At 72.9% G+C, this 26502-nt stretch carries 28 protein-coding genes; 13 read left to right on the top strand and 15 right to left on the bottom strand.

Features of this window, described 5'->3' with window-relative positions; translation table 11 throughout:
- Positions 1-46: 46 nt before the first annotated feature.
- Entirely contained in the window at positions 47-685 is a 639-nt protein-coding gene (locus ACGFML_RS03200) for a DUF6758 family protein (protein WP_393539383.1), read from the bottom strand.
- Positions 686-1002: 317 nt separating this feature from the next.
- Here ACGFML_RS03200 and ACGFML_RS03195 point away from each other — a divergent pair, with 317 nt between their 5' ends.
- The gene (locus ACGFML_RS03195; protein WP_393540386.1) at positions 1003-2181 is read left to right on the top strand and encodes an MFS transporter; all 1179 of its coding nucleotides are present in this window, start codon (positions 1003-1005) and stop codon (positions 2179-2181) included.
- A 39-nt stretch (positions 2182-2220) separates the two neighbouring features.
- On the opposite strand, the gene ACGFML_RS03190 is transcribed toward ACGFML_RS03195, so the two are convergent.
- Positions 2221-2808, bottom strand: coding sequence for a suppressor of fused domain protein (locus ACGFML_RS03190; protein ID WP_393539381.1), 588 nt, complete (start codon positions 2806-2808; stop codon positions 2221-2223).
- Positions 2809-3336: 528 nt separating this feature from the next.
- On the opposite strand from ACGFML_RS03190, the gene ACGFML_RS03185 reads away from it, so the two are divergent.
- From ACGFML_RS03185 to ACGFML_RS03175, 3 genes are all read left to right on the top strand, one after another.
- A complete protein-coding gene (locus tag ACGFML_RS03185) occupies positions 3337-4461 on the top strand; it encodes a magnesium and cobalt transport protein CorA (protein WP_393539379.1) in 1125 nt (374 codons plus the stop codon).
- An 83-nt stretch (positions 4462-4544) separates the two neighbouring features.
- Positions 4545-5132, top strand: a complete 588-nt coding sequence (locus ACGFML_RS03180; RefSeq protein ID WP_393539377.1) for a hypothetical protein — start codon at positions 4545-4547, stop codon at positions 5130-5132.
- A 62-nt stretch (positions 5133-5194) separates the two neighbouring features.
- Positions 5195-5737, top strand: a complete 543-nt coding sequence (locus ACGFML_RS03175) for a hypothetical protein (protein WP_393539375.1) — start codon at positions 5195-5197, stop codon at positions 5735-5737.
- A 158-nt stretch (positions 5738-5895) separates the two neighbouring features.
- Here the strand turns inward: ACGFML_RS03175 and ACGFML_RS03170 are convergent, their stop codons facing one another.
- Positions 5896-6678, bottom strand: a complete 783-nt coding sequence (locus tag ACGFML_RS03170) for a hypothetical protein (RefSeq protein WP_393539373.1) — start codon at positions 6676-6678, stop codon at positions 5896-5898.
- A gap of 241 nt (positions 6679-6919) precedes the next feature.
- Between ACGFML_RS03170 and ACGFML_RS03165 the strand changes: the two genes are divergently transcribed.
- The 3 genes from ACGFML_RS03165 to ACGFML_RS03155 are packed head-to-tail and all read left to right on the top strand — an operon-like array spanning position 6920 to position 9998.
- Complete coding sequence (locus ACGFML_RS03165) at positions 6920-8218, top strand: magnesium transporter MgtE N-terminal domain-containing protein (protein ID WP_393539372.1); 1299 nt, start codon at positions 6920-6922, stop codon at positions 8216-8218.
- Positions 8208-8792 carry a DUF1003 domain-containing protein gene (locus ACGFML_RS03160; RefSeq protein WP_393539370.1) on the top strand — a complete coding sequence of 195 codons (585 nt, stop codon included), beginning with the start codon at positions 8208-8210 and terminating at the stop codon, positions 8790-8792. The genes ACGFML_RS03165 and ACGFML_RS03160 overlap by 11 nt, the downstream gene beginning before the upstream one ends.
- A 42-nt stretch (positions 8793-8834) precedes the next feature.
- Positions 8835-9998, top strand: a complete 1164-nt coding sequence (locus tag ACGFML_RS03155) for an Mrp/NBP35 family ATP-binding protein (protein ID WP_393539368.1) — start codon at positions 8835-8837, stop codon at positions 9996-9998.
- 72 nt (positions 9999-10070) lie between these two features.
- Here ACGFML_RS03155 and ACGFML_RS03150 read toward each other — a convergent pair whose 3' ends face one another.
- The 5 genes from ACGFML_RS03150 to sigE form a co-directional block, all read right to left on the bottom strand.
- Positions 10071-10718 (bottom strand): hypothetical protein, encoded by a 648-nt coding sequence (locus ACGFML_RS03150; protein WP_393539366.1) that lies wholly within the window; start codon positions 10716-10718, stop codon positions 10071-10073.
- A gap of 117 nt (positions 10719-10835) precedes the next feature.
- Positions 10836-11327, bottom strand: coding sequence for a sec-independent translocase (locus ACGFML_RS03145; RefSeq protein ID WP_393539364.1), 492 nt, complete (start codon positions 11325-11327; stop codon positions 10836-10838).
- A gap of 115 nt (positions 11328-11442) precedes the next feature.
- Entirely contained in the window at positions 11443-13608 is a 2166-nt protein-coding gene (locus ACGFML_RS03140) for a trypsin-like peptidase domain-containing protein (RefSeq protein ID WP_393539362.1), read from the bottom strand.
- Between the two features lie 126 nt (positions 13609-13734).
- Positions 13735-14712 carry a zf-HC2 domain-containing protein gene (locus tag ACGFML_RS03135; protein WP_393539360.1) on the bottom strand — a complete coding sequence of 326 codons (978 nt, stop codon included), beginning with the start codon at positions 14710-14712 and terminating at the stop codon, positions 13735-13737.
- Entirely contained in the window at positions 14709-15476 is a 768-nt protein-coding gene (gene sigE, locus ACGFML_RS03130; RefSeq protein ID WP_393539358.1) for an RNA polymerase sigma factor SigE, read from the bottom strand. The genes ACGFML_RS03135 and sigE overlap by 4 nt, the downstream gene beginning before the upstream one ends.
- Positions 15477-15652: 176 nt before the next feature.
- Here sigE and ACGFML_RS03125 point away from each other — a divergent pair, with 176 nt between their 5' ends.
- Positions 15653-16336 (top strand): O-methyltransferase, encoded by a 684-nt coding sequence (locus ACGFML_RS03125; RefSeq protein ID WP_393539356.1) that lies wholly within the window; start codon positions 15653-15655, stop codon positions 16334-16336.
- 213 nt (positions 16337-16549) lie between these two features.
- Here ACGFML_RS03125 and ACGFML_RS03120 read toward each other — a convergent pair whose 3' ends face one another.
- Positions 16550-16717 (bottom strand): DUF3117 domain-containing protein, encoded by a 168-nt coding sequence (locus tag ACGFML_RS03120; RefSeq protein ID WP_006603288.1) that lies wholly within the window; start codon positions 16715-16717, stop codon positions 16550-16552.
- A gap of 323 nt (positions 16718-17040) precedes the next feature.
- Here ACGFML_RS03120 and ACGFML_RS03115 point away from each other — a divergent pair, with 323 nt between their 5' ends.
- Entirely contained in the window at positions 17041-17841 is an 801-nt protein-coding gene (locus ACGFML_RS03115; RefSeq protein ID WP_393539354.1) for an enoyl-CoA hydratase/isomerase family protein, read from the top strand.
- 39 nt (positions 17842-17880) lie between these two features.
- On the opposite strand, the gene ACGFML_RS03110 is transcribed toward ACGFML_RS03115, so the two are convergent.
- The gene (locus tag ACGFML_RS03110; RefSeq protein WP_393539352.1) at positions 17881-18486 is read right to left on the bottom strand and encodes a DNA-3-methyladenine glycosylase I; all 606 of its coding nucleotides are present in this window, start codon (positions 18484-18486) and stop codon (positions 17881-17883) included.
- A complete protein-coding gene (locus ACGFML_RS03105) occupies positions 18483-18932 on the bottom strand; it encodes a DivIVA domain-containing protein (protein ID WP_393539350.1) in 450 nt (149 codons plus the stop codon). Before ACGFML_RS03105 ends, ACGFML_RS03110 begins: the two co-directional genes overlap by 4 nt.
- 92 nt (positions 18933-19024) lie before the next feature.
- Between ACGFML_RS03105 and folP the strand changes: the two genes are divergently transcribed.
- Positions 19025-19885 (top strand): dihydropteroate synthase, encoded by an 861-nt coding sequence (gene folP, locus ACGFML_RS03100; protein ID WP_393539348.1) that lies wholly within the window; start codon positions 19025-19027, stop codon positions 19883-19885.
- Between the two features lie 80 nt (positions 19886-19965).
- Here folP and ACGFML_RS03095 read toward each other — a convergent pair whose 3' ends face one another.
- Together ACGFML_RS03095 and dapE are read right to left on the bottom strand one after the other, a co-directional pair.
- Positions 19966-20715 (bottom strand): TIGR00730 family Rossman fold protein, encoded by a 750-nt coding sequence (locus ACGFML_RS03095; RefSeq protein ID WP_393539346.1) that lies wholly within the window; start codon positions 20713-20715, stop codon positions 19966-19968.
- A gap of 133 nt (positions 20716-20848) precedes the next feature.
- The gene (gene dapE, locus ACGFML_RS03090; RefSeq protein WP_393539344.1) at positions 20849-21940 is read right to left on the bottom strand and encodes a succinyl-diaminopimelate desuccinylase; all 1092 of its coding nucleotides are present in this window, start codon (positions 21938-21940) and stop codon (positions 20849-20851) included.
- Positions 21941-21980: 40 nt separating this feature from the next.
- On the opposite strand from dapE, the gene ACGFML_RS03085 reads away from it, so the two are divergent.
- Positions 21981-22913, top strand: coding sequence for a heavy metal transporter (locus ACGFML_RS03085; RefSeq protein WP_393539342.1), 933 nt, complete (start codon positions 21981-21983; stop codon positions 22911-22913).
- A 300-nt stretch (positions 22914-23213) separates the two neighbouring features.
- Positions 23214-23639, top strand: coding sequence for an ATP-binding protein (locus tag ACGFML_RS03080; RefSeq protein ID WP_393539340.1), 426 nt, complete (start codon positions 23214-23216; stop codon positions 23637-23639).
- Positions 23640-23711: 72 nt separating this feature from the next.
- Here ACGFML_RS03080 and dapC read toward each other — a convergent pair whose 3' ends face one another.
- Both dapC and fdxA read right to left on the bottom strand, forming a co-directional pair.
- A complete protein-coding gene (gene dapC, locus ACGFML_RS03075; protein ID WP_393539338.1) occupies positions 23712-24809 on the bottom strand; it encodes a succinyldiaminopimelate transaminase in 1098 nt (365 codons plus the stop codon).
- Between the two features lie 163 nt (positions 24810-24972).
- Complete coding sequence (gene fdxA, locus ACGFML_RS03070) at positions 24973-25293, bottom strand: ferredoxin (protein WP_016642910.1); 321 nt, start codon at positions 25291-25293, stop codon at positions 24973-24975.
- Between the two features lie 140 nt (positions 25294-25433).
- On the opposite strand from fdxA, the gene ACGFML_RS03065 reads away from it, so the two are divergent.
- On the top strand, positions 25434-26492 hold the full coding sequence (locus ACGFML_RS03065) for a GNAT family N-acetyltransferase (protein ID WP_393539335.1): 1059 nt from the start codon (positions 25434-25436) through the stop codon (positions 26490-26492).
- The last annotated feature ends 10 nt before the right edge of the window (positions 26493-26502 follow it).

The raw sequence follows: 26502 nt of genomic DNA, 5'->3' as shown, positions 1-26502 counted from the left end.
TTCGAACGGCGCGGGGAGCGGTGCCCGGCCGGCGCGCGGCCCGCGCTCAGCCCAGGATCCGCGGTGACAGCGCCCCGCAGGGCAGCAGGTCCACCTCCGCACCCGCCTCCCGCAGATCCGTCAGCACCAGCTCGTCGTACATCAGCAGGCCGGAGCTCTCGGGCCAGGCGATGGCCCACAGCCACAGCCCGCGCGCCTCGCCCGCGAAGACCGCGCGGTCCTCGGGCGAGCCGTTGACGTGCCACATCGGGGTCAGGCGCCCGGCGGCCAGCACCTTGGCGTGCGGGGGCTTGTCCATGCACAGGTCGGGGCCGGGGTCCGGGCCGTCCGTCCCGGCGTAGCGTGCGCCCAGGCCGACGCCCAGCTCCTCGGCGATCAGCAGCAGTTCGCCGGGGCCGCCCAGGGGTCCGGGCCCCGAGCAGGCCACCGCCGTCGCGCGGCCGCCACTGCGGTCGTCGCCGGCGCAGGCGACGCCGGTGAAGAGCCAGCCGACGGGGAGCGGCCAGGGCATCCATACGGGCACCTGCGCGCGGTGCACGACGACGCCGAGCGCCTCGACGCTCGGCGGGACGACCGGCTGGAGTGGGTGCACGATGCCGTGCACGGCGCACTGCCAGGAGTCGGAGAAGAGACCGGGCGCCCGCACCCGGCCACCGCACTTCGGGCAACTGGGTTCGCCCCTCATAGGGACCAACGGTCCTCCAGGCCCGCCGCCGCGTCAAGGACGATCACCCGACCGGTGTGCCCGGAAACACGTACCAGGGCGCCCAATTGACGACCCGGACGCGCCGAGCCTCCCCACGGGAAACTAGTTGCAGCTTGCATTCATTAGCCCATCTAACTTATTGTGTGCATACACCAACCATCTCGGGAAGTACGGCGGCCGCAACCGGTCACGGGAAGGGGAATCGCACCATGACGAGCAGCACGAACAGCGCCGACCCCAGCGACGGCGACGGTGACGCGTTCGACCAAGGGGGCGCCTCGATCCTGCGCCAGCCGATGGCGGTCTGGGCCACCGCCGGCGCCTCGGTCGTGGCGTTCATGGGCATCGGCCTGGTGGACCCGATCCTCCCCTCCATCGCCAAGGGCCTGCACGCCTCCAACAGCCAGGTCTCCCTCCTGTTCACCTCGTACTTCCTGATCACCGCCGTCGCCATGCTGGTCACCGGCTTCGTCTCCAGCCGCATCGGCGGCCGCAGGACACTGCTCGCCGGCCTCGCCCTGGTCGTGGTCTTCGCCGCGCTCTCCGGCATGTCCGGGTCGGTCGGCGAGCTCGTCGGCTTCCGGGCCGGCTGGGGCCTGGGCAACGCGCTCTTCGTCTCGACGTCGCTGGCCGTCATCGTCGGCGCCGCGGCCGGAGGCAGCGCGGCGGCGATCCTGCTCTACGAGTCCGCCCTCGGACTCGGCATGGCCTGCGGCCCGCTCCTGGGCGCGATCCTCGGCGACCTGAAGTGGCGCTACCCGTTCTTCGGCACCGCCGTCCTGATGGCCATCGGCTTCGTCGCCATCACGGCCCTCCTCGAGGAACAGCCCCGGCCCGCCCGCAGGACCTCGCTCCTCGACCCGGTCCGGGCCCTCGGCCACGGCGGCCTCGCCTCCGCCGCCGTATCGGCCTTCTTCTACAACTACGCGTTCTTCACCGTGCTGGCCTTCACGCCGTTCGTCCTGAACATGTCCCCGTACAAGTCGGGCGGCGTCTTCTTCGCCTGGGGCGTGCTGCTCGCGGTCTTCTCGGTGATCGTCGCGCCCCGCCTGCAGCGCCGCTTCGGCTCCCTGAAGGTGCTGGGCGGCTCCCTGCTCCTGCTCGCCGTCGACCTGCTCGTCCTGGGCTACGGCGACCACGCCACCGCCGTCGTCTGCACGGTGCTCTCCGGCGCCTTCATCGGCCTGAACAACACCGTCTTCACGGAACTGGCCCTGGGCGTCTCCGACGCGCCCCGTCCGGTGGCGAGCGCGGGCTACAACTTCGTGCGCTGGTTCGCGGCGGCGGCCGCACCGTTCCTCGCGCCCAAGATCGAGGAGTGGACCGACATCCATGTCCCGTTCGTGGTCGCGGCCCTCGCGGCGGTGATCGGCGCGGGCATCGTCGCCGTCCGCCGCCGGGCACTGACCCTGCGGGCCGAGGAACTGGAGCCACGGCACGCCACGGAGGACGGCGTCACGGTCTTCGCCGACTGAGCACCGCGGCCCTCGCCCCGCTCGCCCCGCTCGGTCCGCTCAGTCCTCGAGCGGTACGCCGTGGCGCAGCGGGTCGCGCAGGTCGGTGCCGCGCCCGAGCCAGCGCGCCTGGAGGGCCTCCGCGCCGTGCACGCGCTTCCAGGCGGCCTCGTTGGGCGTCATCGGCAGCAGCGGCAGGAAGCGGACCGGGTCGAGCGGCTCGTCCAGCTCCAGGTCCTCGACCAGTCCCCCGGGCTCGGCGACCAGGACCGAGCTGAAGGGCGCGCCGGGCCACAGCGGCTCCCCGACGTCCAGCGAGGCACCCGGAGCCACGATCACCCCCTCGACCTGCGGGGACGCGGCAAGCGCGGCAAGCGGACGGAGCACCTTGCCGGTGTCGGCGCGCCCGCCCCGCACGGTCAGGACGAGCTCCGCGCGGGGGCCCCGCAGGGGATCGGCGACGACCGCCGTGGGGTCGGCCATGGGCTGGGCGGACATCCCCAAAGTGGCATAGCGCACCACCTCGTCGTCGACGAAGCGGAGTACCTCGATGCGGTCGGTACCGAGGAAGGTGACGGCGCCGCGCGCGTCCGGCTCGCCCAGGGCTGTGCGCAACCGGGCTTCGACCAGCTCAAGAACGTCAGACATGCCGCGAGCATACGGCCGGCCTGCGGCCCGGCCGCCGCCCGTCGACGGGCCTGCCCCGGACCGCGTCCAGAGGGATCTCGGCGCGGCGCCCCGCCGTTCGTATCGAACGGGCAAAGCGGCACCGTAACGCTTCAGACGACTGATAGCCTTGCCGTCTGCTCAGGGAATGACGTCGTCCCCCAACGGGGACCGGCCGGAGGAGGTGGGGCTGCGGTGGATCCGAGTCGACCGTGCAGTACCGATAGTTCTCCTGTCATCCCGCTCGCGCAGCGAATCTCCTGATCCGAGAGCTTCCGTACCCCGCCGCCCAGCGGCGAAACCCGTGAAGTGCCTTTGCGCCGGATGTAGATGACGGAAGAGCGCCTTCGACTCTCAATTCCGTGTTTTCTGCGAACTGCCGTCAGTGTTACCGCACGGAGCGCCGCCCGCTTTGCGGACGTACAGCCAAAGATGCCTCGTACGTCCACGTTCCGGGCAGCGCTGCGCCCCGCGCTCCGAGCTGACGGCCGGCCCGTGAAGGAGCCTGCCATGTCGATGATCCGTGACCTGCGCGCCGCCGTCCGCCCGTCCCGGCGCCGCGACGACACGCCCTACCCCTACTCGTCCGCCGTCCCGACCTGCGCCAACAGCGCCATCGTCGACTGCGGGGTCTACCGCGAGGGCCGCCGGGTGAGCGAGCACGTCACCCCGGCCGAGGCGATGGCCGGGGTCCGCTCCGAGGGCGGCTTCGCCTGGATCGGGCTGCACGAGCCCACCGAGGCCGAATTCGCCGGTATCGCCCAGGAGTTCGGGCTGCACCCGCTCGCCGTCGAGGACGCCGTCCACGCCCACCAGCGGCCCAAGCTGGAGCGCTACGACGACACCCTGTTCACCGTCTTCAAGACGGTCCACTACGTCGAGCACGCCGAACTGACCGCGACCAGCGAGGTCGTGGAGACCGGCGAGGTGATGTGCTTCACCGGACGGGACTTCATCGTGACCGTGCGGCACGGCGGCCAGGGCTCGCTGCGCGCCCTGCGCCACCGGCTCCAGGACGACCCGGACCTGCTGGCCAAGGGCCCCTCGGCCGTGCTGCACGCCATCGCCGACCAGGTCGTCGACGGCTACATGGCGGTGGCGGGCGCGGTCCAGGACGACATCGACGAGGTGGAGATCGACGTCTTCAGCTCGGGCACCAACGGCAAGGGCGCCGCCAAGGGCTCCTCCAAGGGCGGCGACGCCGGGCGGATCTACCAGCTCAAGCGCGAGGTACTGGAGTTCAAGCGTGCGGTGTCGCCGCTGCTGCGGCCCATGCAGCTGCTGAGCGAGCGCCCGATGCGGCTGGTCGACGCCGACATCCAGAAGTACTTCCGGGACGTCGCCGACCACCTGGCACGGGTCAACGAGCAGGTGCTCTCCTTCGACGACCTGCTCAATTCCATCCTGCAGGCCAACCTCGCCCAGGCCGCCGTCGCGCAGAACGAGGACATGCGCAAGATCACGGCATGGGCGGCGATCTTCGCCGTGCCGACGATGATCGCCGGGATCTACGGCATGAACTTCGACTACATGCCCGAGCTGCACTGGAAGTTCGGCTACCCGGCGGTGCTCGTCGCGACGGTGGCGATCTGCTTCGGCATCCACCGGGGGTTCAAGCGGAACGGGTGGCTCTGAGCCACCTCCCGGCGCCCCCTGGCACACCGTCAGAGTCCGGCTGCCGTGGCGGCGTTGTCGTACCCCCGTGCGATCCTCGGGGTATGAGCAGCGAGGAAAGTTCACAGGCCCTTGAGGAGCAGTGCTACGACGAGGAGCGGACGGTGCCCGTCGAGGCGCCGGCCACGCCCGAGGAGTGGGACGGCCTGCTCGGCGGGTGGGAGGAGATCCATCAGGGCTACTCCTTCCTCGGCGCGGCCCGGCACTCCGTGCTGGAGTGCGCGCGCCACCTGGAGGCGAGCCTGGCGGCCGGTGGGGACGCACGGGCCCTGTGGACGCTCGGCCTCTATTACATCGGCGGCTATGTCAGCTACGCCCGGCCGCACGCTCCGTCCGAGCGCCGGGTCCGAGAGGTGATGGAGCAGGTCGCCGCCGCCCTGGGCGACACCGCCTGCGGCCATCCCGCGCACCCCTGCGACGACGTCCCCGAGGACAGCGAGCTGGAGAACTTCCCCGCCGTCCTGGAACTGCTGGCCCACCCCGAGCGTGCGGAGGGCCACGGAGGGGACCCGGCGGACCGGGAGGACGAGCCCGACGAGTGGCGCATGTCCTGGTACGAGGGCCGGCTCACCCGGGAGATATGGGCCTGCCCGCGAAATCTGGCCGGATTCGCCCGCGCGTTCCTCGCCTGAGGTCCCGCCCCCGTACCGGGCGGCCCCCGGCGGCGACGTGCGCGCCCATTAGGCTGATCCGCATGACGGAGACCGTGTCGCAGGCCCTGCAGGATCGGGCGCTCATCGAAGAGGCCACGAAGAAGTCCGGCCTGATCTGGGTGCGGGGCACGACGGGCCCGGCACGTGCGCTGTGGCACCTGTGGCACGACGGCGCGGCCTGCCTCATCGGCGACGGCCCGGGCGAACAGCCGCTGGCCGACCTCGGGCTGACCGACGGCGCCACCGCCACCGTCACCGTGCGCAGCAAGGACAAGGGCGGCCGGCTGGTCACCTGGCAGGCCAGGGTCAGCGAGCCCGCGCCGACGAGCGAGGCGTGGCGGAGCGCGGTCGAGGATCTCAAGGGCAAGCGGCTGAACGCCCCGGACGCGGAAACCATCACGGAGCGCTGGGCGCGCGAGTGCCGGGTGCTGCGGCTGGAGCCGACCGACGCGGAGGCCACCCAGCGGCCCGGCCGGATGCCGGCGGACTCGCACGCCGCGCCGCCGCCCGCGACGCCCGCCATCACCCGCCGGCCGGTTCCCGCCGCGCTGCCGAAGCTGCTGCGGCGCGGGCGCAAGGGCTAGGCGGAGAGTCGTCCTCGTAGCGGGTCCACGTGGGCGATCCCGACAGCGCGGCGAGGCGCCGTGCCAGGCGTCGCGGACCGGGCGGGACTGTGCGGACACCTCCCAGGGCCGTGCCAGGGCCCGTGACAGGCCCTGGCGGACACCTGCGGGGCGGGGCCTCAGCCCTTCCCCGAGACGCGGGAGCCGTAGTCGACGACCTGGTCCTTGGCCGGGGCCCGGAGATCCACGCCCTTGCCCCAGTCGGCGAGCCGGACCACGCCCGCGCCGCCCGCACGCTCCATCCGCAGCGGGTAGGGCGTGCCCTCCAGGGAGACGTCCAGGGTGCCGCCGGAGCCCGCGGCCGCGGTGACACGGACGGCGCGGACCCCGCCGATGTCGCTGCGGTCCCCGGTGGCGAGCTTGCCGTGCAGTCCGAGCAGGCTGCCCAACAGCGTGTCCTTGTCCGTGAAGCCGCTGAAGCGCCGGTACACCGGGTCGGCGGCGGGCACCTTGACGTACTTCCCGCCGAGCTTGGCCGCGGCGGACTCGTCGGGCGCACCGGACCTGCTGTTCTTCTCGCCGGCCCAGAAGGCGGCGTCCGCCTTCAGATAGAGCGCGTCACCGACTCGCAGCAGCGAGAAGGACGCCGCCTTGGTGCTCAGCTCGCCCCGGGCGCCGTTCTTCGCGAGCCGCATGTCGAGTGCGTAGGTGCTGCCCTGGCTGACGACCTTGCCGGAGAGCCGGACCGTGTCGGCCTGCCTGGCGGCCGCCTGCGCCTTGGACTCGATCTTGGCGGCGGGCAGCTTGCCGACGCCGTTGGTGCCGGCGTCCGGGTCCTCGGCACCGCAGCCCGCGAGCGCCACGGCCAGTCCCGCGCACAGCGCACCGGCGAGCGCCGCCCGTCCTGCGCGACGGCGGCCGGTCCGGGATCGGGGGCGCGTCCCCAAGGGGGTAGCAGTCACGTCGGCTCTGCCTCCTGATGCGGGTGACCTCGACAGCAGTACGGCAGCGTACCCGGGCCGTGCGCGGTTTTCGGCCGGGCGGTGGCAGCACACCCATACGGCCGGACGGGCGGGCCGCCGGGCCCGGCGAACGGCCACCGTACGGCCTCCCTCCCCGGGACGCCGCCGGTCCGGGCGCGTTAGCCTGAACCCGACTTGAGGACTCATTCCGGGCACCACGGGAGAAAGGGAGGCGCTGCTCATGGCGGTGGTCACTCCCCGGGTCTTCGTCTCCCATCTTTCCGGTATCGCCGTCTTCGATCCCAACGGCGACCCGGTGGGCCGGGTCCGTGACCTGGTGGCGATGCTGCGCGTCGGCGCCCGGCCGCCGCGGCTGCTCGGCCTGGTCGTCGAGGTGGCCGGGCGGCGGCGGATCTTCCTGCCCATGACCCGGGTCACCGGCGTGGAGTCCGGCCAGGTCATCACCACCGGCGTGGTCAACATGCGGCGCTTCGAACAGCGCGCCTCCGAGACGCTGGTGCTCGGCGAACTCCTGGACCGCCGGGTCCGCCTGGTGGAGACCGGCGACGAGGTCACCGTCCTCGACATCGGCATCATCCAGCTCCCGGCCCGCCGCGACTGGGAGATCGACAAGGTCTTCGTACGGCGCGGGAAGGGCGGTGCGCTGCGTCGCAAGGGAGAGGCGCTGACCGTGGAGTGGTCGGCGGTGACCGGCTTCTCGCTGGAGGAGCACGGCCAGGGCGCGGAGAACCTGCTGGCCACCTTCGAGCAGCTGCGGCCGGCCGACCTCGCGGGCGTCCTGCACCACCTCTCCTCCAAGCGGCGCGTCGAGGTCGCCGCGGCGCTCGCCGACGACCGGCTGGCGGACGTGCTGGAGGAGCTGCCGGAGGACGACCAGGTCGAGATCATCGGCAAGCTGAAGGACGAGCGGGCCGCCGACGTCCTGGAGGCGATGGACCCGGACGACGCCGCCGATCTGCTCTCGGAGCTCCCGGAGGACGAGAAGGAGCGGCTGCTGACCCTGATGCGGCCCGAGGAGGCCGCGGACGTGCGGCGGCTGATGTCGTACGAGGAGCGCACCGCGGGCGGTCTGATGACCACCGAGCCGATCGTGCTGCGCCCGGACGCGACCGTCGCGGACGCGCTGGCCCGGGTCCGCGACCCCGACCTCTCCCCCGCGCTCGCCGCCCAGGTGTACGTCTGCCGGCCGCCCGACGAGACGCCCACCGGCAAGTACCTGGGCCTGGTCCACTTCCAGCGGCTGCTGCGCGACCCGCCGTTCACCCTCGTCAGCTCCATCGCCGACACCGATCTGCCGGCCCTGACGCCCGACACCCCGCTGCCCGAGCTGACCAGCTATCTGGCGACGTACAACATGGTCTCCGCGCCGGTCGTGGACGAGAGCGGCTCCCTGCTGGGTGCGGTCACCGTCGACGACGTGCTGGACCATCTGCTGCCGGACGACTGGCGGGAGGCCGAGATGCACGGCACGCCCGCGGCCGACGCGGACGCGCTGCGGGGGGCCGTGGATGGGGGCTGAGGAACGGGACGGCGCCAGGGACCGGGCGCGGGCGCACGGCGCCTCCGCGGTGCGGCGCGGCAGCACGCCCGACCGGCCACGTGTGCGCCTGGACCAGCCGCGCGCGCCGCGCCGGACGTTCTGGCCGGAGTACGACCCGGAGGCGTTCGGCCGGCTGTCGGAGAAGATCGCGCGGTTCCTGGGGACCGGCCGGTTCATCGTCTGGATGACGGTCATCGTCATCGTCTGGATCGGCTGGAACGTCGTCGCGCCCGGCCATCTGAGATTCGACGAGTACCCGTTCATCTTCCTGACGCTGGCGCTGTCGCTGCAGGCCTCGTACGCGGCGCCGCTGATCCTGCTGGCGCAGAACCGGCAGGACGACCGCGACCGGGTCACCCACGAGCAGGACCGGGCGCAGAACGAGCGCTCCATCGCCGACACCGAGTACCTCACCAGGGAGATCGCGGCGCTGCGGCTCGGCCTCGGTGAGGTCGCCACCCGCGACTGGATCCGCTCGGAGCTGGAGGACCGGATGCGGGAGCTGGAACTGCGCCGGGGGGCCGGGGCGGAGAGTGACGAACGCGACCGCTGACGGCCTTACCGGAGGCCCGCTCCAGCGCCGTACCATCGGGACATGGCTACCGACACTCCCCCCGCCGCCGGCGCGCCGAGCGAGGACGCGATCCGCGACGCGCTCGCGACGGTGAACGACCCCGAGATCCACCGCCCCATCACCGAACTGGGGATGGTCAAATCGGTGGACATCGCGGCGGACGGCGCGGTGGCGGTCGTGGTCTACCTCACCGTCTCCGGCTGCCCGATGCGCGAGACGATCACCAGCAATGTGCGTGAGGCCGTCGAGCGGGTCGAGGGCGTCACCTCCGTCGCCGTCGAGCTGGACGTGATGAGCGACGAGCAGCGCAAGGAGCTCGCCTCGTCGCTGCGCGGCGGCACCGCCGAGCGCGAGGTGCCGTTCGCCCAGCCCGGTTCGCTGACCCGGGTGTACGCCGTGGCCTCCGGCAAGGGCGGCGTCGGCAAGTCGTCCGTGACGGTCAACCTCGCCGCCTCGATGGCCGCCGACGGCCTGAAGGTCGGTGTCGTGGACGCCGACATCTACGGCCATTCGGTGCCGCGCATGCTGGGCGCCTACGGCAAGCCCACCCAGGTCGAGAACATGATCATGCCGCCGTCGGCGAACGGCGTGAAGGTCATCTCGATCGGCATGTTCACGCCGGGCAACGCCCCGGTGGTCTGGCGCGGCCCGATGCTGCACCGCGCCCTCCAGCAGTTCCTCGCCGACGTCTACTGGGGCGACCTGGACGTCCTGCTGCTTGACCTGCCCCCGGGCACCGGCGACATCGCCATCTCGGTGGCGCAGCTCGTGCCGAACGCCGAGATCCTGGTGGTCACCACCCCGCAGCAGGCCGCCGCCGAGGTCGCCGAGCGGGCCGGTTCGATCGCCGTGCAGACCCACCAGAAGATCGTCGGCGTGGTCGAGAACATGTCCGGGCTGCCCTGCCCGCACTGCGACGAGATGGTCGACGTGTTCGGCACCGGCGGCGGCGAGCGGGTCGCCGAGGGCCTGACGAAGACCACCGGCACGCAGGTTCCGGTGCTGGGCTCCATCCCGATCGACGTCCGGCTGCGCGAGGGCGGCGACGAGGGCAAGCCGGTCGTGCTGACCGACCCGGACTCCCCCGCCGGTTCGGCGATCCGCACCATCGCGGGCAAGCTGGGCGGCCGTCAGCGGGGCCTGTCGGGGATGTCGCTCGGCATCACGCCGCGCAACAAGTTCTGACGGCGCCGGGAGGCGACTCCCCTACGCCGCAGGGGCGGGCCCGCTCGGGTCCGCCCCTTCTGCCGTGGGCGCTCAGCCCTCGTACGCCGCCAGGTCCTTGACGACCGAGAAGCCCAGGCCGTACGCGCTCATCCCGCGGCCGTACGCGCCGATGTGCACGCCTTCGGGGCCGTCGCTCGACGAGCCGGCCAGCACCCAGCCGTACTCGGACTCGCGGTAGCGGAACGGCATCGGCACGCCGTCCACCGGCAGCGTCAGCTCGTTCCAGCTCTCGCCGGCGAGGTCGTCGGCCAGCTCCCAGGCAATCGTCGTCTGCTGGTCCAGCCAGTCCTGGCGCAGCGTGCGGTCCATGTGGGACGGCCAGGTCTGCGCGAGCAGCCCGGACCCGGCGAGCCAGGCGGCCGTCGAGACCGACGTGGCCTCCAGGACACCGGTGCCGTCGGCGCTGCGCCGCACGGGGCGGCTGGCGACGGTGACCACGACCGCGAAACGGTCCTCGTCCTGGCCCGTCTCCACCCTTATGGTCGGCTCCTGGCCGTGGCCGGTGGCACCGTGCTCGACGGTGCCGTCCGCGGCCGCGCCGACCTGCATCAGCCAGCGCGGTCCGGTGAACGCCTCGTCGAGGCCGTACCACGGGAACGCGGCCAGCAGATAGCCGTCGACCTTCCGGCCGGCGTCGGCCGGCACCCCACGGGTCGGTGTCGGACTCGTCGTCTCCATCTGCGCGGCGCCTCCTTGTTGCCCTGCGTCATGGGCGGCCCGCCCCCCTCAGGCGTCCTCACCCCGGACACCGGGAGCATAGTCATTGGGGTCAACACAGCCGGGCATACGGGAGTACTAGGTGGCGTCGGCGTCGAACGGCGGACGCTCCGCCCGCTGCCCCTCGACACCGCGCTTGACCAGGTCCGGGCCACCGGAGGCGCCGGCCGGGGATTCCTTGGAGAGGTTGAGGCGTGCGCCGTTCGAGGGTCCCGCGGACGCGTCGGAGGAGTCGTCGCGGCCGTGCACGACGTCCTCGAGATCGGCCATCTCCGACCGGAAGTCGAAGCCGTTCCGGATCTCCTGGAGGTCCTTGAGGCCGTATTCGTCCTTCTCCAGGACGTGCTTGCGGACGAAGTTCTTGGGCTTGAGGTCCTCGAACTCGAAGTCCTTGAATTCCGGGCCCAGCTCGCTGCGGATGTCCTCCTTGGCGCTGTCGGAGAACGCGCGCACCTTACGGATGAAGCCCATGACGTCGTTGATGACCTTGGGCAGCTTGTCCGGCCCGAAGATGAGCACCGCAAGGATCACGAGCGCCACCAGCTCGAGGGGTCCTATGTCGAAGAACACCTTGCAGCTCCTTGGTTATCCGCGGCCTTCGATGGCCTAGGGGCCAGGCCGACTATCACGGTACCTGGCCCGCCGCGCCTGGCGGGAGTCACCCGGGCCAACACGGCGCAAACGATCAGCCGCCGGAGGCTGAGCCGAGTGTCAGCCGGACGGCCCGTTCCTTTCCGCCCCGTCGCAGGTTCAGCCGTAGCGTGTCGCCCGGCCGGTGACTGCGGATCTTCACGATCAGCTCCTCGCCACTGTGCACCGTCGCGCCGTCCACCCGGGTGATCACATCGCCGGCCCTGAGGCCGGCCTTGGCGCCGGGGCCGCCCTCGGTGACCGCCGCCTTGCCGTCCTTGCTCCGGTCGCTGACCCGCGCGCCGTCCCCGCCGTACTCCATCTCCAGCGTGACGCCGATCACCGGGTGCGTCGCCCGGCCGGTGTTGATCAGCTCCTCGGCCACCCGCCGGGCCTGGTTGATCGGTATGGCGAAGCCCAGCCCGATGCTGCCGCCCTGGCCGCCGCCCTCCGGGCCGCTGCCGCTGTCGGCCGCCCGGATGGCGCTGTTGATGCCGATCACCCGCGCCTCGGCGTCCACCAGGGGGCCGCCGGAGTTGCCCGGGTTGATCGGGGCGTCCGTCTGCAGGGCGTCGACATAGGACACATCGCTGCCGTCGCCCTTCTGGCCGCCCGCGGTGATCGGCCGCTGCTTGGCGCTGATGATGCCGGAGGTGACGGTGTTGGCGAGGTCGTACGGGGCGCCGATGGCCACGACCGGGTCGCCGACCCGTACCGAGTCGGAGTTGCCGAGGGTCAGCGGCCGCAGTCCGGCGACGCCCTCCACCTGGACGACGGCGAGGTCGTAGCCACCGTCCTGCCCCACGACCCTGGCCTTGGCCGTCTGGCCGCCGCTGAACGTCACCGATATCTCGCCGCCGGTGCCGGCCGGCTCGACGACGTGGTTGTTGGTGAGGATGTGTCCCTCGCGGTCGAGGACGAAGCCGGTGCCGGTGCCCTGTTCGGCGTTGCCCCGTACGTGGAGGGTGACGACCCCGGGCAGGGCCCGCTGCGCGATCCCGGCGACGCTGTCGGGGTTGCGGGCCCCGTTGTCGCCCCCGGCCTGCGGGAGCTTGATGTCGCTGATGCCGCCGTACCGCTCGATGTACGCGCCCATGACGCCGCCCACCCCGCCGGCGAGCAGCGCGAACACGACCGCGCCGGCCACCAGCGGCGCGCGCCGGCCGCGCCGGCCGGCGGGCGGCGGGGGTGCGGCGGGCCCGCCGTGCTGGGGGGCGCTCCATGGGTCGTACTGCTGCCAGGCCCCGGCCGGGGCGAGGGTGGGGGGTGCGGCGGGGGACGCGACGGGGGCGCCCGGCCCGGCCGCCCGGCTGCCGGCGGCGCGGGGGCCGCCGTCGCCGGGGTGCGGCACGAAAGCGGTGGTCTCGGGGGCCTCCGCACCCGCGGTGGCGGCGGGGGCCGGCTCCGGGGCGGGTGGCGGCGCGCTCTGCGGTCCACCGGGCGGGGGGCCCGCGGGCTCGTGCGGCGCGGGGCGGCCGTCGCCGGTGGGGGCGGGCGCCGGCGGTACGGCCGGCGCGTCGACGGCGGGATGCGGGGCGGGCGCGCCGGGTGCGGCGGGCGCCGCCGGCCCGGCGCCGGCCGTGGCGGGCGGCTGCGGGGGCGGGCCCGGGTAGGCGGCGCCCGGCGCCGGGGCCTGCGCGGGCATCGCGTACGGCGGGATCCTGGTGCCCTGCGCCGGAGTCGTCATCGGGCGCTGTACGGGCGGGGCGGGGGCCCACGGCCCGGGGCCGCCGTAGGGCGGGGTGCCGTACGGGTCCTCGGCGTGCAGCGGCCGGCGGCGCTGAGGCACGCCGTCCGCGCCGGCCTCGGCGGTGGCCGGGCCGGCCACCGCTCCCTCGGGTGCGGCCGGGGCCGGCTTGCCGAGCGTCACGGTCGCGGGCTCGGGCCGCTCCCGGCCCGTGCCCGTGCCCGTGCCCGGTGTCCCGCCCGCGTCCGCCGCCGGGGCCATGGCGAATGCGTCGATGTCGGTGGGCACTTCGGCCGTCCCGGCCGGATCCGGGGTAGCCAAGGGGCCGGTGGGCCCGTCTGCTGCGCCGCTCGCGCCGGCCGGTGGCCGGACGGTCCAGTCCTCGTCCCCCGAGTCCGCGGCGGGCGGCTCGGCCGCGCGGCCGACGGGAGGCGCCGGCATCTGCGGTCCGGCCCCGGCGGACGGCTGCGCCGCCGGGCGTCCCGGGCGGCTCCACCACTTCAGCTTCGGCCCGGCGGCCTTCCCGTCGTCCATGCTCTCCCCATTTTTCGCCCGCGCCCACGCGCGGGCCACCGCCACCTCGCGGCCCGCGCCCCGGACTCCGGGGTGCGCCGCCCACAGGGATTCAACCAGTTCCCGGCGGCGCTGCGCAGTGGGCGGTCAGCGCCGACCGGGAGCGGTGTCGGGCACGGCGGGGCCCACCGGGGCGGCGGAGGCGGTCAGCGGGCGCTTGGGCTCCAGGGGCGGAAGCGGGGGAATCCCACGGGCCGACCCCTTGCCGGGCTCGGCGGTCACCGGGGGGAAGTGGTACGGCGAGGCCGGAGCCGTCCCGGCTATCAGGGGTGACAGCCCGAATCGCCCGGCCGCGTGCGGGGCCGGCGCACGATGCGAGAACGCCGCACCGGGTGCGAACAGGCTCATGGCACTGGGGGCGGGGGCCACGGTGGGGACGCCGCGCTGCCGGCCGGTGCCGGTGCGCGCCTGCTCCGCCGCCGCGAGCACCTCGCCGCTACGGGCCAGCGGATCGCTGCCCGCCGCGGGGGTGGCGCTGAGCGGGGTGACGGCCGTGCCGCCGGCGTCGGCGGTGCGGCCGCCGGGCGTGTCCACCGCAGCCTCCAGCGGCAGGGCGCCGCCGAGCGCGAAGGCCGCGAGGGAGACCGCACCGGCCGCCGCGAAGGCGAACCGGCGCCGCTGCGGGGCGGGCCGCTCGGCCTCGTGGACCCGGAAGCCGCGCTGCCGCGGCTGCGCGGCCAGGCCGGGCATCGCACGATCGGCCCGCCGGCCGCTTCCGCTGCCGTGGCCGCTGCCGGGGGCGTAGCCGAAGGGGCCGCCGCCCCTGGCGAAGTCTCCGCGCCCCAGGCCGCCCTCGCCGAGCCGGCCGACGGGAGAGCCGGGATCGCCGCCGGGCAGTCCTTGCAGGCGCGCCAGCAGGCCCTCGGAGGGGCCGGGGGGCGCCGCCTGCGCGAACACGCTCTTCAGCCGCCGCTGGGCGTCGGCTTCTGCTTTGCACTTTCCGCACGTCGCGAGATGCGCGAGCACCCGCTCGCGCGCATCGTGCCCCAATTCGCCGTCGACCAGGGCCGCGAGGCGGTCGCCGAGGTGATGCTCGGCGGGGGACGGACCGCCGCTGAGGCTCACGCGATCCCGACCTCCCCGGTGGCGGCCACGGCCAGCGACCGCTGCTGCTCGCGCTCCTCGGCGCGCGCCGCCGGGGAGCGGTGCTTGAGCGCCTTGCGCAGATGGGAGCGGCCGCGGTGGATCCGGCTGCGGACCGTGCCGAGCTTGACGCCGAGCGTCGCCGCGATCTCCTCGTAGGAGAGGCCCTCGATGTCGCACAGCACGACGGCGGCGCGGAACTCCGGCGCCAGGGTGTCCAGCGCGTGCTGCACATCGGCGTCGAAGTGGGTGTCGTTGAACTGCTGCTGCGGCGAGGGCTCCCGGCTGGGCAGCCGCTCGGCGGCGTCGTCACCGAGCGCGTCGAAGCGGATGCGCTGGCGGCGCCGGACCATGTCCAGGAAGAGGTTGGTGGTGATGCGGTGCAGCCAGCCCTCGAAGGTGCCGGGGGTGTACGTCGACAGCGAGCGGAAGACGCGGACGAACACCTCCTGCGTGAGGTCCTCGGCGTCGTGCTGATTGCCGGTGAGGCGGTAGGCGAGGCGGTAGACCCGTGCACTGTGGGTGCTGACGATCTCCTCCCAGCTGGGCGGAGTCCACGCCTGATCCGCGTCCTCGGCGAACGTCGCGGTGGTTGCGGAATCGGCGGTGCGGAAGCTGTCAGCGGTGTTTGTCACGGATTTCGGCTCGGCGAACGACCATTTCAAGCGCCTCGGCACTTTTCGGTCACCCGCCGCAGCCGCACCTCCCCTGGTGGCTCTGGTGGTGTCCAGTAGAGCCCCTACCATATCCACCTCGCCCGTTAGCTCCGGATAAGCAGTTTTGACCTGCATTTGGCCCTGCCTCCGGTCCTGATTCGTGTCTCGTGCCGTCTTCACCGGTGCATCCCCCCTGCCTTTCCCCCTGCCCTTGTTAACGCCCGGTCCCATCTGCGGGTTCCCGCGCGCAGCGGATACAGTCACGGTTGCGTCAACTACGGGGACAGGAGAAGGCCATTACCGGCAACCGGCAGACGAACTTGGCATTCGCCGAGGCGTACGGCGCCGGGACCATCGACGACAGTGCCGAGGCCGCCCTCGTCTGGTGCCGGGAGCGGGCACGGGAAGCCGGGATCCGTACGGTGACGACCGGTACCGGCGCGGCCCTGAGGATGCTCGCCGCCACCGCGGACGCCAAGGCGGTCGCCGAGATCGGCACCGGCACGGGCGTGTCGGGCATCTACCTCCTGCACGGCATGCGGCCGGACGGCGTGCTCACCACCGTCGATCTCGAACCGGAGCGGCAGACCTTCGCCAAGCAGGCCTTCCGCGAAGCGGGATTCGCCGGCAACCGTGCGCGCTTCATCCCCGGCCGCGCACTGGACGTCCTGCCCCGGCTGGCGGACGGCGGATACGACCTCGTCTTCTGCGACGGGGACCTGACGGAATGCCTGGAATACCTCGCTGAATCGTTGCGGCTGCTGCGTCCCGGCGGCCTGGTGTGCTTCGCGGGCGCCTTTGCGGAGGGCCGCACGGTCGACTCCTCGGTGCAGCCCGCGGAAGTACTTCGGCTGCGCGAACTCCTGCGCGCCGTACGGGAGAGCACCACGCTGGTGCCGGCCCTGCTGCCGGTGGGCGACGGCCTGCTCTGCGCGGTCAAGCGCGGCTGACCGCTCCGCGGCCCGGCACATCCCCGCCGCTTCCCGCGGCTCCGCCTCCCGGTGGCCCCACCGTCCCCGTTGCCCCCGCAACCCCGAGCCCGGCGATGAAACGGCCCCGGCAGGCGGCGCGCCACATCTGCGCGCCGCCTGCCGGGGCCGGGGTACTCGGCTGGGGGTACCGGGGTCAGCCCCCGGGGAACCGCAGCGATTGTTCCGCCCTCGTCAGACGGTGACCTTGTCCAGAGCCTCACCCAGCGCCTTGGCCTCGTCCGGGGTCAGCTCGACGACGAGCCGCCCGCCGCCTTCGAGCGGAACGCGCATGACGATGCCCCGCCCCTCCTTGGTCACCTCGAGCGGGCCGTCGCCCGTCCGCGGCTTCATGGCCGCCATGCTCGTTCCCCTTCCTGAAACCAGCTCATCTCAGCCGACGGCCCTGATAGGCGCGTGTCACCGGCATCGAACACATTGCTTCCAGGCCATTATCCCGCATCGAACGACCCGATGACCAACATCGGGGAGCATCCCTTGTGCAACGCGCTCGGCCAAAACCACCCAATTCGGGGAGGTGGCTGCGATACTGCGCCGCCTACCGACGTCCGACGCACCCCAGTTGTTTGACGTACGTCACATGCCGACGGCCGATGATCTCCGGCATCCTGAGCGCTGACTGCCATTACCGGGCAGTTGAGAGCCGCGACGGAGGGGACTCCACTATGGCCGACACCGTGCTCTACGACGTGACCGACGGACTCGCGACGATCACGCTCAACCGCCCCGACGCGATGAACGCGATGAACACGGAGGCGAAGGTCCTGCTGCGGGACACACTCCTGGAGGCCGCCGCCGACCGGGCCGTGCGGGCCGTACTGCTGACGGCCACCGGGCGCGCCTTCTGCGTCGGCCAGGACCTCAAGGAACACATCGGGCTGCTCGCCGAGGACCGGGCGAAGGGCTCGGGCAGCACCATGAACACCGTGCGCGAGCACTACAACCCCATCGTGACGGCGCTCACCGAGATGCCCAAGCCGGTCGTTGCGGGCGTCAACGGGGTCGCGGCGGGCGCGGGCGCGGGTTTCGCGCTGGCCGCGGACTACCGCGTCGTCGCCGACTCCGCTTCCTTCAACACCTCCTTCGCGGGCGTCGCGCTGACCGCCGACTCCGGGATGTCCTGGACGCTGCCCCGGCTGATCGGCCACGGCCGGGCCGCCGATCTGCTGCTCTTCCCGCGCAGCATCGACGCGCAGGAGGCGTACGCCCTCGGCATCGCCAACAAGGTCGTCCCGGCGGCCGAGCTGGCCGACCAGGCGGCGGCCGTGGCCCGTCGGCTCGCCCAGGGTCCGACCGCCGCGTACGCGGCACTCAAGGAATCGCTGGCCTACGGGGCCGGGCACTCGCTCGCCGAGACCCTCGGCAAGGAGGACGAGCTCCAGGTCCGGGCGGGGGCCTCGGAGGATCACCGCATCGCGGTCGAGGCGTTCGTGAAGAAGGAGAAGCCGGTCTTCCTGGGCCGCTGACCGGTGGCGCGCCGCCCGGCACCGGACGGGCGCGCCGGCTCAGCCGGCCGCCTTCTCCACCGCCCCCCGGACGTGACAGTCCGCCAGGTGGTCGTTGACCAGACCGCACGCCTGCATCAGGGCGTACGCGGTCGTGGGGCCGACGAAGCGGAAGCCGCGCTTCTTGAGGTCCTTGGCGAGCGCCGTCGACTCCGGGGTCACCGGCTGCAGATCACCGAGGGTGTGCGGCACCGGGCGGGCGGCCCGGTCGGGGGCGAAGGACCAGATCAGGGCGTCGAGTTCGCCGGGGGCCAGCTCGGCGGCCACCTGGGCGTTGTTGATCGTCGCGGCGATCTTGAGGCGGTTGCGGATGATGCCGGCGTCGGCGAGCAGCCGCTCGGCGTCCGCGTCGGTGAACCGCGCCACCTCGGGGATCCGGAAACCGGCGAACGCGGCCCGGAACCCGGGGCGGCGGCGCAGGATCGTGATCCAGGACAGCCCGGACTGGAACGCCTCCAGGCTCATCCGTTCGAAGAGCGCATCGTCGCCGTGGACCGGCAGGCCCCACTCGGTGTCGTGGTACTCGCGGTAGTCGGCCATCCGCTCCGACTCCATCCCCCACGGACAGCGCGGAACGCCGTCCGGAGCCGTCACCACGCCGCTCATGCCCGTCCCCCGTCGTCCTCGGTGTCGTCCTCGGTGTCGTGCTCGGCGGCGGTCCGCTCCCCGGTGCCGGGACGTGCGTCCGGTGCGGGGGCGGCCTGGGTGTGCCGTATCGGTCCGGGCCCGGGCCCGCCCAGTGCCGCGGCATGCGCCCCGGCCAGCGCCGCCTCCAGCTCGGCGATCCGGGCGTCGCGCTCGGCGAGCTCGGCGCCGAGGCGGTCCAGGGTGTCGTCGACGTCGTCCATGCGGTAGCCGCGGACGGCCACCGGGAAGCGGACGGCCTCCACATCGGCGCGGCTCAGCGGCCGGTCACCGGGCAGCGGGTCGTGCAGCCGGTCCGGCTCGGCGTCCCGCAGCCCACCGCCCTCGCCGCCGTCGCCGCCGCCCACGACGACGAGGGTGACCGCGGCCACCACCACGACCATCGCGATCAGCAAGAACCAGAACACGACCAACTCCCCGGACTATGTGTCTGCACTGATCGTGCCATGCGGGTCCGACGGTTAGGGTCGCTCCCGGACCACGGAGAGGGAGTGCGGGAATGCTGCGGCTGGGAAATCGCGAGTTCGGCGACCATGAACCGGTGATCATGGCCATCGTCAACAGGACCCCGGATTCCTTCTACGACCAGGGGGCCACCTTCCGCGACGAGCCCGCGCTGGCCCGCGTCGAGCAGGCGGTGGCGGACGGCGCCGCGATCATCGACATCGGCGGCGTCAAGGCCGGCCCCGGCGAGGAGGTGAGCGCCGAGGAGGAGGCCCGCCGCACGGTCGGTTTCGTGGCCGAGGTGCGCAAGCGCTTCCCCGAGGTGGTGATCAGTGTCGACACCTGGCGGCACGAGGTCGCCGAGGCGGTCTGTGAGGCCGGCGCCGATCTGCTCAACGACGCCTGGGGCGGCGTGGATCCGGCGCTCGCCGAGGTCGCGGCGCGGTACGGCGCCGGCCTGGTGTGCACCCACGCGGGGGGCGCCGAACCGCGTACCCGCCCGCATCGGGTGACGTACGACGACGTGATGGCCGACATCCTGCGGGTGACCCTCGGTCTGGCCGAGCGGGCCGTGGAGCTGGGCGTACCCCGCGACGGGATCCTGATCGACCCGGGGCACGACTTCGGGAAGAACACCCGCCACAGCCTGGAGGCGACCCGCCGGTTGGACGAGATGGCGGCGACCGGATGGCCGGTGCTGGTCTCGCTCTCCAACAAGGACTTCGTGGGCGAGACGCTCGACATGCCGGTCAAGGGACGGCTGCTGGGCACCCTGGCGACCACCGCCGTCTCCGCCTGGCTGGGCGCCCGGGTCTACCGGGTCCACGAGGTCGCCGAGACCCGGCAGGTACTGGAGATGGTGGCCTCCATCGCGGGCCACCGGCCACCGGCGGTGGCCCGCCGGGGGCTGGCCTGAGGCCACGGGCCCGAGCACCGGGGCCTCCGGGTCCGTCCGGGGCGGGCCGGGCTCGCGGTGCCCGGCCCGAGCGAAAGACCCTAGATCCCGACCTCCTTGGTCACCAGGGCGATCGCCTCGTCCACGTCGTCACTGACGTGGAAGAGCTCCAGGTCGTGCGCGGACGCCTTGCCCTGGGCGATGAGGGTGCCGCGCAGCCAGTCGATCAACCCGCTCCAGTACGCCGAGCCGAACAGCACGATGGGGAAGCGGGTGACCTTGCGGGTCTGCACGAGGGTGAGCGCCTCGAAGAGCTCGTCCAGGGTGCCCAGACCGCCGGGGAGGACGACGAACCCGCGCGCATACTTCACGAAGCACGTCTTGCGCACGAAGAAGTAGCGGAAGTCGACGCCGAGGTTCACGTACGGGTTCATGCCCTGCTCGAAGGGCAGCTCGATCCCCAGGCCCACGGAGACCCCGCCGGCCTCGTTGGCTCCCTTGTTGGCCGCCTCCATGGCACCCGGCCCACCGCCGGTGATCACCGCGAACCCGGCCTTCACCAGGGCCGCGCCGATGCGCACCGCCGCGTCGTACTCCGCCGAGTCCTGCGGCGTCCGGGCGGAGCCGAAGACGCTGACGGCCGGGCCCAGCTCGGCCAGCGCGCCGAAGCCCTCCACGAACTCCGACTGGATGCGCATCACGCGCCAGGGGTCGGTGTGCACCCACTCGGAGGGGCCTTCGGAATCCAGCAGCCGCTGGTCGGTGGTGCCGGTCTGGACCTGGTCGTGACGGCGCAGGACGGGACCCAGCCGCTGCTCCTCGGGGACCGGTGCTCCCTCGGGACTGGCCATGACGTGCTCCCTCCGCTGGCAGATCGTTGCCGCTTCAGCGTAGATCCACGCACCGGGCACGGAAGGGAATTCGGCCGGTATAGCCGGGTAAGTGCAGGCGGAGGGCCGTCCGCGGGCGGTCGGAGCCCGGCGGTCAGGCCGTCAGCCAGGAGCGCAGCCGCTCCTCGCAGTGCAGGATCCGGTCGACCTCGACCCGCTCGTCCTTCTTGTGTGCCAGCAGGGAGTAGCCGGGCCCGTAGTTGACGGCCGGGACGCCCAGCGCACTGAAGCGGGAGACGTCGGTCCAGCCGAACTTGGGCATCGCGCTGCCGCCGACGGCCTCCATGAACGCCTTGGCCGCCGGGTGGGACAGGCCGGGCAGCGCGCCCGGGGAGTGGTCGTCGACGACGAACTCGTCCACCGGGCAGTCCGCGAAGACCTCCCGGACGTGGGCCAGCGCCTCCTCGGGGGTGCGGTCGGGCGCATAGCGGAAGTTGACGGTGACCGTGCAGGAGTCGGGGATGACGTTGTTGGCGACGCCGCCCTCGACGCGGACGGCGTTGAGGCCCTCGCGGTATTCGAGGCCGTCGATCACCGGGCGGCGCGGCTCGTACGCGGCGAGCTTCGCCAGGATCGGGGCGGCGGCGTGGACGGCGTTGGCGCCCATCCAGCTGCGCGCGGAGTGCGCCCGCTCCCCGGTGGTGCGCAGCAGGACCCGCAGCGTGCCCTGGCAGCCGCCCTCCACCTGGCCGTCGGAGGGCTCCAGGAGGACGGCGAAGTCGCCGGCGAGCCAGTCGGGGTGGGCGTCGGCGACATGGCCGAGGCCGTTGAGGTGCGCCGCGACCTCCTCCTGGTCGTAGAAGACGAAGGTCAGGTCACGGTTGGGTGCGGGGACGGTGGCGGCCATCCGCAGCTGGACGGCGACCCCGGACTTCATGTCGCAGGTGCCACAGCCCCACAGGACGCCGTCCTCGTCCAGGCGGGAGGGGACGTTGTCCGCGATCGGCACGGTGTCGAGGTGTCCGGCGAGCACCACCCGCTCGGCGCGGCCCAGATTCGTACGGGCGACGACGTTGTTGCCGTACCGGTCGACGGTCAGGTGCTCCAGGGCGCGCAGGGCGTGCTCGACGGCGTCGGCGAGGTCCTTCTCGTCGCCGCTCACGGACGGGAAGTCGACCAGCCGCGCGGTGAGCGCTGCGGCGTCGAGCGAGAGGTCCAGGGCCGGGTGGTGTGCGGGGCGCTCCATGGGTCCGACCCTATCGGCCGCACTCCAGTACGGTGGCCCCGTGTCCGCCCAGCCCAAAGCCCCCTCCTTCCGCAAGCGCCGCTGGCGCATCGCCGCGGCCGTCGCCGTGCTGATCGGGCTGGCCGTCTATCTGGTGGTGCAGTACATCACCGGCGGCCCCGGTGCGCCGCACTGCCTGGTGCAGGCCGAGGGCGACGCCGAGCCGTACGAGCTGATCCCCGAGCAGGCGGCCAACGCCGCGACGATCTCGGCAGTGGCGTCCTCGCGGGGGCTGCCGGAGCGGGCGGTGACGATCGCGCTGGCGACGGCGATGCAGGAGTCGGGGCTGCGCAACATCGACTTCGGCGACCGCGATTCGGTCGGCCTCTTCCAGCAGCGGCCCTCCCAGGACTGGGGCACCGTGCGGCAGATCATGGACCCGGTCTATTCGGCCGGGGAGTTCTACACCCATCTGGCGAAGGTGCCCGGCTATTCCCGGCTGCCGCTGACCGCCGCCGCGCAGAGGGTGCAGCGCAGCGGCTATCCGCAGGCGTACGCGAAGCACGAGGCGAATGCCGCGCGGCTGACCGGGGCGCTGACCGGCCGTGACCACGCGGCGATGGTGTGCAGCCAGAGCCGCCCCGTGGACGGGCGGACGGGCGGTGTCGCCCAGGTGCGGGAGAAGCTGGTGCGGGAGTTCGGGCCCGAGGTGCTGCCGTCCGCGGACGGGATCGGCGGGCGGGCGGCGGCCGGCGGCCGGCGCAGTGTGACGGTGCCGGTGCGGCACGGCGCGACGGACGCCGTCGGTGACCGGTCGCAGCGGGGCTGGGAGCTGGCGACCTGGGCGATGGCGCACTCCGCGGAGTTGCGTATCGAACAGATCTCCTACGCCGGGCGGACGTGGTCGGCGGCCGATTCGGGGAAGGGCTGGCAGAAGAGGCCGTCCGCCTCCGGCTCGGGAACCGGGGACGTCCACCTCGTCACCGCACGCTAGTCCGCCCGACCCCCCGAACGGGGATGGGGCGGCAACTCCCTTTCACCGTCCGGGACTTGCTCCGAACCGTCCGACGCCTTCCGGTAATTCCGCACCCCGGAAGCGACGTGACGTTTCCGCACACCCCCACGCGGCGCACACATCACCCGGCTCGACAGATGTCGTTTATGTGACACATTGCCAACTCTTTACCTGAGTTCACCGCAACCTTCGGGCACCTGAAGCGGTAGTCACTGCGTCCGCCCGGCGGACATGGCACATCTGTCAGAAGTACGAGTCCCTCTCCGTAAAAGGAGCACCATGTCCCACCCCGTTACGCGTCGGATCGCCCGAGCCGCCCTGATCGTTGCCGCAGGTGCCGCTCCCGTGGTGGCGGCGGCCGGCTCGGCCCAGGCCGCAACCCCGCCCAAGGCACCCGACCTGGGCGGACTGAGCACCCTGGACTCGGCGAGCGCCGGTCAGACCCTGGACAACACCGCCAAGACCGGTGCCGGCCTGCTGAACGCGGCGGGCAAGGAGGCCGCGGTGACCGTGGCCCCGGCCGTGGTCAAGGCCACCGGCCCGGTCGTCAAGGAGCTCGACCCGGCCGCACACTACGGCGCGGTCAAGGCGACGCGTGCGGCAGCCGAGGCCGCCAAGAAGAGCACGTCCGCCGCGGCGCCGGCCCACAAGGCCCACGGCCCCCTCGGCCTGCTCGGCGGCCTGCCGGTCGTCGTCGGTCACTGACCTTTCGCACACGCGCCGGGGCCCGGGGAGATCTTCTCCCCGGGCCCCGGCGCGTTCGCACGCAGGCCGCACTCACCCCGCCAGGCGGCGCACCGCGGCGTCGACGCGCTCGTCGGTGGCGGTGAAGGCGATCCGGACGAACCGCTCGCCCGCGGTGCCGTAGAACTCGCCGGGCGCGACCAGGATGCCGCGCTCGGCGAGGGCGGCGACGGTGTCCCAGCAGGGCTCGTCGCGGGTCGCCCAGAGGTAGAGCGATGCCTCGCTGTGCTCGATGCGGAAGCCGGCCGCTTCGAAGGCCGTGCGCAGGACCTCGCGGCGGCGGGCGTAGCGGGCGCGCTGCTCGGCGACGTGGGCGGTGTCGCCGAGGGCGGCGACGGTGGCGGCCTGGACGGGCGCCGCGACCATCATGCCGCCGTGCTTGCGGACCAGCAGCAGCTCGCCCAGGACCGCGGCGTCGCCGGCCAGGAAGGCGGCGCGGTAGCCGGCGAGGTTGGAGCGCTTGGAGAGCGAGTGGACCGCGACGATGCCCTCCAGGGAGCCGCCGCAGACATCCGGGTGCAGGACGGAGACCGGGTCCGCCTCCCAGCCCAGTTCGAGGTAGCACTCGTCGCTGAAGACGAGCACACCGTGTTCACGGGCCCAGGCGACGGTGCGGCGCAGCTCGTCGACGGTCAGGACCCGGCCGGTGGGGTTGGAGGGCGAGTTGAGCCAGAGCAGCTTCAGGCCGGTCGGGTCGAGCGCGGTGGGGTCGTCGTAGACGACCGGTTCGGCGCCGGCCAGGCGGGCGCCGACCTCGTAGGTGGGGTAGGCCAGGCGCGGGTAGGCCACCTTGTCGCCGGCCCCCAGGCCCAGCTGGGTCGGCAGCCAGGCCACCAGCTCCTTGGAGCCGACGACCGGCAGCACGTTGGTGTGCGCCAGGCCGGGGGCGCCCAGGCGGTCGGCGACCCATCCGGTGAGCGCGTCGCGCAGCGCGGCCGTGCCCCACACCGTCGGATAGCCGGGGCTGTCCGCCGCGTCGGACAGCGCCTGCTGGACCACCGCGGGCACGGGGTCGACCGGGGTGCCGACGGAGAGGTCGACGATGCCGTCGGCGTGTGCGGCGGCGGTGGTCTTGTACGGCTCCAGCCGGTCCCAGGGGAATACGGGGAGACGGGATGAAACTGCGCCCACTATCGGTGCTCGCTTTCTCAGGCGGGTGACGCGGGGGCCGACGGCGGAAATGCCTCGGCCCCGTACGGCAACGAGGCCGTACGGGACCGGGCGGCGCCGTGCGACCGCTGGTGACCACGGGGGCGGGAGGGAGCGGGCGGGCTCCCTCCCCTCCTCCGGGGTGCTACTGGTTCTGCGGCGGCAGCGCTGCGATGAAGGAGTGATCCCGCTCGATCAGGCCGAGCTTGCTGGCACCACCGGGCGAACCGAGCTCGTCGAAGAACTCCACATTCGCCTTGTAGTAGTCCTTCCACTCTTCCGGAGTGTCGTCCTCGTAGAAGATCGCCTCAACGGGGCAGACCGGCTCACACGCACCACAGTCGACACATTCGTCCGGGTGGATGTACAAGGACCGGGAACCCTCGTAGATGCAGTCGACGGGGCACTCCTCGATGCATGCCTTGTCCTTGACGTCGACACAAGGCTGCGCGATGACGTAGGTCACGCTGTCGTTCCTCCTCAGTAGGGCCGGCGGTCCGATAGGCAGTACCGCCGCTGGGCGCGCGGGAGCGCGGCGTCGTCGATGCCCGCCACCTAGTATCTCCGTTCCCGGGCACGAGACGAACAAGAGGGGCGGGAAGAGCGATGGAATTCATGGCCGGCGGTCGCGCGGAAGTCCGGATCACCCTTGCTGACGTGGGCAAAAGGGTATCTGTTCGACGCCGGACAGGGGGCGGTCCCGGGGAGGCCGCATACACGGACGCGGTCGGCGTTCTCACATCCTGGAACGCGGGTGTGCTGAGCATCACACGACGGGGCGGCGAGATCGTTCGGATCGACGAGTCCTCGCTGGTCGCGGCCAGGACCGTCCCCGCACAACCGGCCCGCAGAAGAGGCCCCGCGGCCGACGCCCGCGAGCTCCAGGAGGTCGCCGCACGCGGCTGGCCGGCTGTTGAGACGGAACGTCTCGGGGATTGGACGTTGCGGGCCTCCGGGGGCTTCACCCGGCGGGCCAATTCCGTACTTCCCCTCGGGGACCCCGGCATGGCGCTGGATGCGGCGCTGGAGCGGATCGAGCGGTGGTACGGCGAGCGCGGGCTGTCCCCGGTGATCGTGGTCGCCACCGGGCGGGCGGACACCGAGGAGGAGCTGGCGGCCCACCTGGCGGAGCGAGGCTGGACGGCCGAGCGGCACACCGTGGTCCGGACCGCCGCGCTGGCACCGCTCGCCGATACGGAGGCGGACACTCTCGCCGGCTCGGCCGGGGGTGCCCCCACCCGGGTCGTCCTGACCCGGGAGCCGGACGCGGCGTGGCTCGGGATGTACCACCGGATCGGCGCGGACACGACGGCCGCGCCGCAGGACACCGCGGACGTGCTGACGGTGCTGACCGGCGGCCCGTCGGTGTGGTTCGCGACGGTGCCGGGCGCCGACGGGCGGGCCGCGGCGATCGGCCGGGTGGTCGTCGACGGCCGCTGGGCGGGCTTTGCGGCCATCGAGGTCGCCCCGGCGCAGCGACGGCGGGGACTGGCCACGCTGGTGATGGCCGCGCTCGCCGAGCGGGCCCTGGACGAGGGCGCGTCGGCCGCATATCTGCAGGTCGAGGACGACAACGACGCGGCCCGTGCGCTCTATGACCGGCTCGGGTTCACCGACCACCACCACTACCACTACCGGCGGGCCCTGCCCGGCGCCGCAAGCTGAGCGGGTGTCC

The sequence above is a fragment of the Streptomyces sp. NPDC048650 genome (assembly GCF_043199095.1).
GTDB lineage: Bacteria > Actinomycetota > Actinomycetes > Streptomycetales > Streptomycetaceae > Streptomyces.
This window is presented reverse-complemented; position numbering and strand designations above follow the sequence as displayed.